At 73.0% G+C, this 8,990-nt stretch carries 8 protein-coding genes; 1 reads left to right on the top strand and 7 read right to left on the bottom strand.

Annotated elements, in window-relative coordinates:
• Window positions 1-44 precede the first annotated feature (44 nt).
• Both ABT296_RS13525 and ABT296_RS13530 read right to left on the bottom strand, forming a co-directional pair.
• Window positions 45-2,378, bottom strand: a complete 2,334-nt coding sequence (locus ABT296_RS13525) for an ATP-binding cassette domain-containing protein (protein ID WP_351926549.1) — start codon at window positions 2,376-2,378, stop codon at window positions 45-47.
• A gap of 78 nt (window positions 2,379-2,456) precedes the next feature.
• Window positions 2,457-3,467, bottom strand: coding sequence for an LLM class flavin-dependent oxidoreductase (locus ABT296_RS13530; protein WP_351926551.1), 1,011 nt, complete (start codon window positions 3,465-3,467; stop codon window positions 2,457-2,459).
• A gap of 96 nt (window positions 3,468-3,563) precedes the next feature.
• Between ABT296_RS13530 and ABT296_RS13535 the strand changes: the two genes are divergently transcribed.
• Window positions 3,564-4,055, top strand: a complete 492-nt coding sequence (locus ABT296_RS13535) for a phosphatase domain-containing protein (RefSeq protein WP_351926554.1) — start codon at window positions 3,564-3,566, stop codon at window positions 4,053-4,055.
• A 12-nt stretch (window positions 4,056-4,067) separates the two neighbouring features.
• On the opposite strand, the gene ABT296_RS13540 is transcribed toward ABT296_RS13535, so the two are convergent.
• From ABT296_RS13540 to egtA, 5 genes are all read right to left on the bottom strand, one after another.
• Window positions 4,068-4,283, bottom strand: a complete 216-nt coding sequence (locus ABT296_RS13540) for a dodecin (protein WP_351926556.1) — start codon at window positions 4,281-4,283, stop codon at window positions 4,068-4,070.
• A gap of 61 nt (window positions 4,284-4,344) precedes the next feature.
• Complete coding sequence (gene egtD / locus ABT296_RS13545) at window positions 4,345-5,307, bottom strand: L-histidine N(alpha)-methyltransferase (protein WP_351926558.1); 963 nt, start codon at window positions 5,305-5,307, stop codon at window positions 4,345-4,347.
• Complete coding sequence (gene egtC / locus ABT296_RS13550) at window positions 5,304-6,098, bottom strand: ergothioneine biosynthesis protein EgtC (RefSeq protein WP_351926561.1); 795 nt, start codon at window positions 6,096-6,098, stop codon at window positions 5,304-5,306. Before egtC ends, egtD begins: the two co-directional genes overlap by 4 nt.
• Window positions 6,098-7,414 carry an ergothioneine biosynthesis protein EgtB gene (egtB, locus tag ABT296_RS13555; RefSeq protein ID WP_351926563.1) on the bottom strand — a complete coding sequence of 439 codons (1,317 nt, stop codon included), beginning with the start codon at window positions 7,412-7,414 and terminating at the stop codon, window positions 6,098-6,100. The genes egtC and egtB overlap by 1 nt, the downstream gene beginning before the upstream one ends.
• Window positions 7,411-8,706: an ergothioneine biosynthesis glutamate--cysteine ligase EgtA gene (gene egtA, locus ABT296_RS13560; protein WP_351926565.1), complete on the bottom strand. Its 1,296-nt coding sequence runs from the start codon at window positions 8,704-8,706 to the stop codon at window positions 7,411-7,413. Before egtA ends, egtB begins: the two co-directional genes overlap by 4 nt.
• Window positions 8,707-8,990 lie beyond the last annotated feature (284 nt).

Raw genomic sequence — 8,990 nt, forward strand, 5'->3', positions numbered from 1 at the left:
TGGTCGCGCAGTTCCCCGCGCCCCTGGGGTGGGTGGGGGTGCTGTTAGGTGTTGGTCAGGGCGCGGGATAGGTAGGGGGCTGTGGTGGTTCTTGATTGGGCTACTTCGGGCGGTGGGCCCTCGGCGACGATCCGGCCGCCTGATGTGCCGCCAACTGGGCCCAGGTCGATGATCCAGTCGGCTGTTGCTGCGACCGTCATGTCGTGTTCTACGACGATCACGGTGTGGCCTTCGTCCACCAGGGCGTGGAGTCGGGTCGTCAGGATCTCCGCGTCGGAGGGGTGGAGGCCTGTGGTCGGTTCGTCCAGGACGTACAGGGTGGGGGTGCGGTGGGCGCGTTGGAGTTCGCTGGCGAGTTTGATTCGTTGGGCTTCGCCGCCCGATAGTTCGGTGGCCGGCTGGCCCAGCCGTAGGTAGCCGAGGCCGATGTCCAGGAGGGCCGACAGGCTTCGGGTCACCTGGGGGCTGTCCGTGAAGAACTCGGCGGCCGCCTCCACCGTCAGGTCCAGGATCTGCGCGATGTTCCGCTCCCGGTACGTCACTTCGAGTGTCTCCGGGTTGTAGCGGCTGCCCCCGCAGTCCGGGCAGGGCGCGTACGTGCTCGGCAGGAACAGCAGCTCCACGCTGACGAAGCCCTCGCCCTGGCAGTTCTCGCAGCGCCCTCCCGCGACGTTGAAGGAGAAGCGGCCGACGCCGTAACCCCGTTCCCGGGCAAGGTCCGTGGCGGCGAACGCCTTGCGGACCGCGTCGAACAGGCCCGTGTAGGTGGCGAGGTTGGAGCGCGGGGTCCGGCCGATCGGCTTCTGGTCGACGCGCACCAGCCGGCCGACGCCCGCGGTTTCCTCGCTGATCTCCCCGATGAGCGTGGACTTTCCCGAACCCGAGACCCCGGTGACCGCGGTGAACACCCCGAGCGGGAACTCGGCGGTCACCGCCCGCAGGTTGTGCCGGGTCACCGGGCCGACCTTCAACCACCCGGTGGGCGTGCGGACCTGACGGACCGGGGCGGGGGAGTGGCCGAAGAGGAACCGGGCCGTCTGCGACTCAGCGACCCCGGCCAGTTGCGCGGGCGGACCACTGTGCAGGACGCGCCCGCCGTGCTCCCCGGCGCCCGGGCCCACGTCCACCAGCCAGTCCGCGCCCCGGACCACGTCCAGATGGTGCTCGACCACGAACACCGAGTTCCCGGCGGCCTTCAGCCGCGCCAGCACCGTCAGCAGCGCCTCCGTGTCCGACGGATGCAGCCCCGCGGACGGCTCGTCCAGGACGTAGACCACGCCGAACAGGCCGGAGCGCAACTGGGTGGCGAGCCGCAGGCGTTGCAGCTCGCCCGCGGAGAGAGTGGGGGCGGAGCGGTCGAGGCTGAGGTAGCCCAGGCCCAGTTCGAGGACCGGGGCGATCCGGGAGCGCAGGTCGTCGGTGAGGACCCGGGCCGCCTGCGAGGTGCCGTGCAGGACGCCGGCCAGCTCCGTCAGCGGCAGGGCGGCCAGTTCGGCGATCGTCCGGCCCGCGAAGGTCACCGCGAGCGCCTCGGGGCGCAGTCTGCGGCCGCCGCACCCGGGACACGGGGTACTGGCCAGGAACCGTTCCGCCCTGGCCCGCAGGGTCGCGCTGCGGGAGTCGGAGAACGTCTTCATGACGTATCTCCGGGCGCTCATGTACGTTCCCTGGTAGGGGCGTTGGATGCGGTCGGCGTCCCGCAGCGGGTGGACCGTGACCACCGGCTGTTCGTCGGTGAACAGGATCCACTCGCGTTCCCCGGCGGGCAGTTCGCGCCAGGGCCGGTCCACGTCGTGGCCGAGCGCGCCGAGGATGTCCCGCAGGTTCTTGCCCTGCCAGGCCCCGGGCCACGCGGCGATCGCGCCGTCCCGGATCGACAGCGAGGGGTCCGGGACCAGCAACTCCTCAGTCGTACGGTGGACTCGGCCGAGGCCGTGGCACTCGGGGCAGGCGCCGGCCGCCGTGTTGGGCGAGAAGGCGTCCGAGTCGAGCCGCTCGGCGCCCGGCGGGTGGTCGCCCGCGCGGGAGTACAGCATGCGCAGGGAGTTGGAGAGCTGGGTGACGGTGCCGACGGACGACCGCGAGGTCGGTGTGGAGCGGCGCTGCTGGAGGGAGACCGCGGGCGGCAGTCCGGTGATCTCCCCGACCTTCGGCGCGCCCACCTGATGGATCAGCCGGCGCGCGTACGGCGCCACCGACTCGAAGTAGCGGCGCTGCGCCTCCGCGTAGATCGTGCCGAAGGCGAGCGAGGACTTGCCCGAACCGGAGACCCCGGTGAACACGGCCAGTACGTCGCGCGGGATGTCGACGTCCACGCCCTTGAGATTGTGCTCTCGGGCGCCGCGCACCCGGACGTACGGGTCGTGGGAGTCGTGCATGCCGGGAGTCTCCGTACACGAGGGACGAGGCGGGGGACAAACCCCGCGATTCTATCGACCGGCCTGTTCGCAGGCCGGTCAGGACCCGGTGAGCGCCTTCGCGATCTTGGCCAGCCGCCGGTGGGAGTCCAGCAGGGCCCCGCGGTCGTGGGTGCTGGTCGTCACGAGGACCTCCTGGGCGCCCGTCTCCTTCAGCAGGATCTCCAGCTCGTCCGCCACCTGCTCCTCGGTGCCCGCGATGTGGCCGCCGAGCCCCCGCTCGTAGAAGCCGCGCTCCTTGGCGGTCATGGTGAGCGACTCCACCCGCTCGGCGGGCGGCAGCGGCGGGAAGGTGCCGTGGGTGCGGGAGTACGCCATCGACCAGGCCTCCGGGATCAGCAGCCGCCGGGCCGCCTCGGGGCTGTCGGCCACGGCGACCGTCCCGGAGACGACCACGTACGGCTCCCGCGCCCACACCGAGGGCCGGAAGTCCGCGCGGTAGCGGTCGATGCCGCGCCGCATCCTCTCGCGGTCCCGCAGGTCGCCGATGACCATCGGAAGGCCGGCCCGCGCCGCGACGGCCGCCCCCTCGTTCATGGCCAGCACGAACGGCGGCACCGCCAGTCCCTCGGCCGGGCGCGCCCGCACCCCCGTGGGGGAGCCGCCGCGGAACCAGCCCAGCAGCTCGTCGAGCTGCCCGGCGAAGTCGTCGGCGTCGTCCTTGCCCCGGCCCAGCGCCCTGCGCACCCCGTCGGTGAACCCCACCGACCGGCCGAGCCCCATGTCGATCCGCCCCGGGAAGAGGGACTCCAGCACCCCGAACTGCTCGGCGACGACGAGGGGCCGGTGGTTGGGGAGCATCACCCCGCCGGTGCCCACCCGGATCGCGCGGGTCGCCGAGGCGACGGCCGCCGCCAGCACCGTCGGGGCGGAACCGGCGACCCCGGGCACCCCGTGGTGCTCCGACACCCAGAACCGGTGATAGCCGAGCCGCTCCACCTCGACCGCGAGGGCGACCGTGTCCCGCAGGGCCTCGGCGTCGCCGTGCCCCTCCCGGACGCGGGAACGGTCGAGGACGGAGAAGCGGATGCCGGCGGTCACGGAGGTCACACAGGGTTCAACGCCGGGCGGCCCGCGGCATTCCCGGCGCGCAGCCGCCGCTCCTCCTCGCGGAGCCGGGGACGCGCGCTGCGTAAGGTGGGCGGCGTGACCGACAGCAGCAGGCGGCCGCTCGCCGTGTTCGACCTCGACAACACCCTCGCCGACACCGCGCACCGGCAGCACTTCCTGCGGACGGCGCCACGCGACTGGGAGGGGTTCTTCGCCGCCGCGCCCGAGGACCCGCCGATCCCCGACGGCGTCGCCATGGTGCTGGCCGCCGCCGAGGAGTGCGAGGTCGTCTATCTCACCGGGCGCCCCGAACGCTGCCGGGCCGACACACTGGCCTGGCTCGCCTCCCAGGCACTGCCCAGGGGCCGCGTGTACATGCGCCGGGACACCGACCGCAGGCCCGCCCGGCGCACCAAGCTGGAGATCCTGGGCCGCCTGGCCAGGACCCGGGACATCCGGGTCCTGGTCGACGACGACGAACTGGTCTGCCAGGACGCCGAACGGGCCGGTTTCAGCGTCGTACGGGCGAACTGGACCGCCCCTTCCGCGGTCCTGCGGTCGGCGCAGGAGCGGGAGGGGCGGACCTGAGATTCCGGCCGCTCAGTCGCTCTCGTCGAGTCGGAAGCCGACCTTCAGGCCGACCTGCCAGTGCGCGATCTCGCCGTTGTCGAGCTGGCCCCTGACCTGGGTCACCTCGAACCAGTCGAGGTTGCGCAGGGTCTGCGAGGCGCGGGCGATGCCGTTGCGGATCGCCTGGTCGACGCCCTCGTGCGAGCTGCCGACGATCTCGGTGACCCGATAGGTGTGATTCGACATGCGGGGTCTCCTCTCCGTTCCTCCACGGTGCATCAGGCGGCGACGCCGCGCGAGCCGTCGGTCACCGGGCCACGCTCAGTGACAGGGCGAACCGGCCCTCCCGGTCGGTCCACCAGTGGGCCAGCTCCAGCCCCGCCGCGGACAGTTCGCTGCGCACTCCCTCCTTCCGGAACTTCGCCGAGATCTCGGTGTGCAGTTCCTCCCCGGCCGCGAAGTCGACGGCGAGGTCCAGCGCGGGCACCTTCACGGTCTGGTCGGTCAGGGAGCGCAGCCGCATCTCGATCCACTCCCGCTCGGCGTCCCAGAGCGCCACATGGGCGAACGCGCCGGGATCGAAGTCGGCGCCGAGTTCGCGGTTGACGACGGCCAGCACGTTCCGGTTGAACGCGGCCGTCACCCCGGCCGCGTCGTCGTACGCCCTGACCAGCACCTGTTCGTCCTTGACCAGGTCGGTGCCCAGGAGCAGGGCGTCGCCCGGCGCCAGCAGGGAGCGGACCCGGGTGAGGAAGGCGGCGCGTTCGGCGGGCAGCAGATTGCCGATCGTGCCGCCGAGGAACGCCACCAGCCGCGGCCCCGGCGTGTCGGGCAGGGTGAGCCCGCCGGTGAAGTCGGCGATCAGCGCGTGCACGGCCAGCCCGGGCCGCTCCTGGACCAGGGCGTGCCCGGCCTGGGTGAGGGCGCTCTCGCTGACGTCGACGGGGACATAGGTGTGCAGCGCGCTCAGCGCGTCGATCAGGTACCGGGTCTTCTCCGAGGAGCCGGAGCCCAGTTCGACCAGGGTGCGGGCTTCGGTGGCCGCGGCGATCTCGCCCGCGCGGGCGAGCAGGATCTCCCGTTCCGCGCGCGTCGGGTAGTACTCCGGCAACTCGGTGATCTGCTCGAAGAGTTCACTGCCGTGCGCGTCGTAGAACCACTTCGGCGGGAGGGTCTTGGGGGTGCGGGTCAGGCCGCCGAGGACATCGGCGCGCAGCGCGGCCTCGGTGGCGTCCTCGGGCAGTTGGCGGGTGAGAAGGAACGGGCTCACGTGCGGGGCTCCTTCGGTGGTGCGGTCGATGCCGAGGTCTCGCCCGGCTCCTTCAGCGCGGTGAGGGTGACGTCCTCGCCGCTCGCGACGAGGAGCGTGCGGTCCGGCACCTCGTGCCAGAGCGGATCGTCGTCGTAGGGCTCGGAGGCGACGACCGTGCCGGCGCCGGGCGCCGTCCGGTACCACAGGGTGTCGCCCCAGGCGGTGGCCGTGATGGTGTCGCCGTCGGTCAGCAGCAGGTTGAGCCGGGCGCCCGGGGCCGCCTCGGCGACCTCCCGGACGGTGTCGGCGAGCGCCTTGCCGGGGTCGTCCCCGGCGCGCAGCCGCGCCAGGGCCAGCGCCCACACGAAGGCGGAGTCGTTGCGGGCCTCCAGGGAGAGCAGGTCCGCGGCCGAAAGTGTTCCGGCCAGCGGCGCCAGCGAGCCGGGCCAGCCCGGTACGGCGCCGTTGTGACTGAACAGCCAGGGACCGGAGGCGAAGGGCGCCGCGGCGGCCTCCGCGTCCGCGCCGGACAGGGTCGCGTCCCGGACCGCCGCCAGCAGTGAGGTCGTCCGTACGACGCGGGCGAGGTCGGCGAAGGACAGGTCCGCCCAGATCGGCCCGGAGCGCCGGTACCGGGCCGGCACCGGATCGCCGGCCGCGTACCAGCCGACGCCGAAACCGTCGGCGTTGACCGTCCCGTGCCGTTGCCTGCGCGGTGCCCAGGACTGCCGGTACAGGCCGTGCGGGGGCTCCACCAGATGTCTGCCGAGCGGCTCCTCGGGCCCCAGACAGGCCAGGTGACGGCACATCAGAGGCGCTCCGAGCGGGCCGTGCGGAACCCGGAGAAGATCTGCCGCCGGATCGGGTGGTCCCAGTTGCGGAACGTGCCCCGGCAGGCGACGGCGTCCACCGCGAACGAACCGCCGCGCAGCACCTTGTACTCCGGGCCGAAGAACACCTCCGAGTACTCCTTGTACGGGAAGGCGGCGAACCCCGGGTAGGGCAGGAAGTCGCTCGACGTCCACTCCCACACGTCCCCGATCAACTGCCTCACCCCGAGCGGCGATTCACCCTCGGGGTAGCTGCCGACGGGGGCGGGGCGCAGATGCCGCTGGCCGAGGTTGGCGTGCTCGGGCGCCGGGTCCGCGTCCCCCCACGGGTAGCGGGTGGAGCGGTCGCCGGCCGGGTCGTGCCGGGCGGCCTTCTCCCACTCGGCCTCCGTGGGCAGCCGACGCCCGGCCCAGCGGGCGTAGGCGTCGGCCTCGTACCAGGAGACGTGCAGCACGGGTTCGTCGGCCGGCACCACCTCGGTGACGCCGAAGCGCCGCCTGAGCCACTGCTTTCCGTCCCGGTGCCAGAACAGCGGCGCGTGGATCGAGTGCTGCCGGATGTGCGCCCAGCCCGCCGGCGCCCACCAGCGCTCGTCGTCGTAGCCGCCGTCCTCGACGAACGCCCGGTAGGCGCCGTTGGAGACCGGTGTCGTGTCGATGTGGAAGGCGGCCACCTCGCGGCGGTGCGCGGGGCGTTCGTTGTCCAGCGCCCACGGCTCGGTCGAGGTGCCCATGGTGAACGGGCCGCCCGGGACGAGGACTTCGGCCGGACCGGTGAACAGCGGGGCCGGCCCCGGGTCCGGGGCGGTCAGGGCCTGCGGGCCCTTGCGGAGCTGATGGGTGATCAGCATCGTCTCGTCGTGCTGCTGTTCGTGCTGGGCGATCATCCCGAAGGCGAAGCCCGCCTCGGTGAGCCTGCTCCCGCCGAACGCGGTGCTCTCCAGCAGGTCCAGCACCCGTCCGCGCACCTCGGCGGCGTACCGCCGGGCCTCGGCGGGCGCCAGCAGCGGCAGGGTGGGGCGCTCGGAGCGCGGGTGCTCGAAGGCGTCGTAGAGGCTGTCGATCTCGGGGCGCATGGCCTCGCGGCCCCCGACGGTCCGCAGCAGCCACTGCTCCTCCTGGTTGCCGATGTGCGCCAGGTCCCAGACCAGCGGTGACATCAGCGGGGAGTGCTGTGCGGTCAGGTCGGGGTCCTCGACGCAGCCGGTGAGCAGGTCGGTGCGGTCCCGGGCGGTCACCAGGGTGGTCAGCGCCCGCTTCCGGAGCGTCTCGGTGTCGGTCGCGGGGTCGGTCATGTGCGGATGTCCTTCCCGTTCAGGCGGTCGAGCAGATCGTCGGCGGGACAGCGGCCCCGGGTGACATAGCGGTCCCGGTACGCCGCCACGGCGGCCGTGACCTCGGGGCCGGCGCCCATCCGGGGCAGCGCCTCCAGCGCGGCGGCGAAGCAGACCTCGGCCGTCTCGTGCAGCTCGGGGTCGGTCAGGCCGTGCCGGGCCGCGTCGGTCCACAGCGGGTTGTGCGGCGCGGGCAGCGGCCCGGCACGCTCGGCGAGCGGCTTCACGGCCCGGTAGGCGGTCTCGGCGGCCTCGGGGTCGTCGAAGAGCGCCGCCGTCACCGCGAGCGGGACGATCCAGCCGTCGTCGCCCGGCTGGGCGTCGATCATGCGCAGTTCGAGATGGCCGCGCGGTCTGACCGGCGGGAACAGCGTCGTCAGGTGGTAGTCGAGGTCCTCCTGGGTGGGCGGCCTGGGCGCCGCGGACCTGGTCCACTCCCGGAAGGTGAGCGCGTCCGGGACGTCCCACGGCCCGCTGTCCTGCCGTACGCACATCACCGGCGCGTCCAGGACGTGCCGGGCCCACGCGGCGCGCGGGTCGCCGTCCAGCGGGGGAGCGCCGGCCCGGCCCTCGCCGATCTCCATCCACAGCAGCTGCCGGGTCGAGCGCCAGCCGGTGGGTTCGTTCCCGGCGAGGGGGGAGTTGGCGAAGGCCGCCACCAGGACCGCGCCCAGCTGGTGGGCCAGCCACCAGCGCCGTGCGTGGCCGAGCGGACCCGGCTCCTCGTGGCCGGCGTCCAGGCAGACCTGGACGGAGGCCGAGGTGCACATCATGGCGCGGCCCGCGGGACCTCGGCGGTCCAGGCAGGTCTCCATGGCGTCGTAGCGCGGTTCGCGCAGGTAGCGACGGGGTTCGTGCCAGGGATCGTGGCCGATGCCGACGAGGCCGAGTCCGTGCACGCGCAGTGCGGTGCGGACGGCGTCGAGGTCGGCGGATACGGTACCGATGCACTCCGTCAGGGAGGCGGCGGGCGGCGAGCTGAGCTCCAGCTGGCCGCCGGGCTCGACGGTGAGCGCCGACCCCAGGGGCACGGTCCGCAGGGCGGCGTAGGCCGCCGCGAGTCGTTCGGACGTGACGGGGAGCTGCGGGCTGCGCAGCTCGTGGACGAGCCATTCCACCTCGACACCGAGGGTGCGGGGCGGGCCGGTCTTGAAGCATATTCCGCGGACGAGGGCCTCGACCTCGGCCTCTGAGACCGAGGTGCGGGGCTTCGTACAGCCGCTCGGTGGCGAGCTGCCGGTTGATTCGGGCATATCGGAATCCTCCTGATATTCCACCATGCCACCGGCCCGGCATTTCGGGTGGGCCGGGACGGCACACTCGTCCCAGCCAAGACGGTGAAGTGGCTCCGCACAAGGGCGCCTCCCCCGAAGTTCGGGACGGGTCACATGCCGTTTCCGCACGTTTTCGTGGGTGTTCGGGTACCCGGAAACTCGCTTGCACCACCTGTGGAGCATCGCCCACGATGCGTGCATGAGCACGACGGGGGAGTGCGCCCGGCGCGCGCTCAAGGCGCTCACGGGGGTGGCGCCTTGAG

The organism is Streptomyces sp. NPDC000983, assembly GCF_040299205.1.
GTDB lineage: Bacteria > Actinomycetota > Actinomycetes > Streptomycetales > Streptomycetaceae > Streptomyces.

Excerpts from the sequence above, each read along its gene's own strand:
- egtA (WP_351926565.1), bottom strand. The coding sequence starts at position 8,706 with ATGCCCGAATCAACCGGCAGCTCGCCACCGAGCGGCTGTACGAAGCCC.
- egtC (WP_351926561.1), bottom strand. The coding sequence starts at position 6,098 with ATGTGCCGTCACCTGGCCTGTCTGGGGCCCGAGGAGCCGCTCGGCAGA.
- ABT296_RS13540 (WP_351926556.1), bottom strand. The coding sequence starts at position 4,283 with ATGTCGAATCACACCTATCGGGTCACCGAGATCGTCGGCAGCTCGCAC.
- ABT296_RS13525 (WP_351926549.1), bottom strand. The coding sequence starts at position 2,378 with ATGCACGACTCCCACGACCCGTACGTCCGGGTGCGCGGCGCCCGAGAG.
- egtB (WP_351926563.1), bottom strand. The coding sequence starts at position 7,414 with ATGACCGACCCCGCGACCGACACCGAGACGCTCCGGAAGCGGGCGCTG.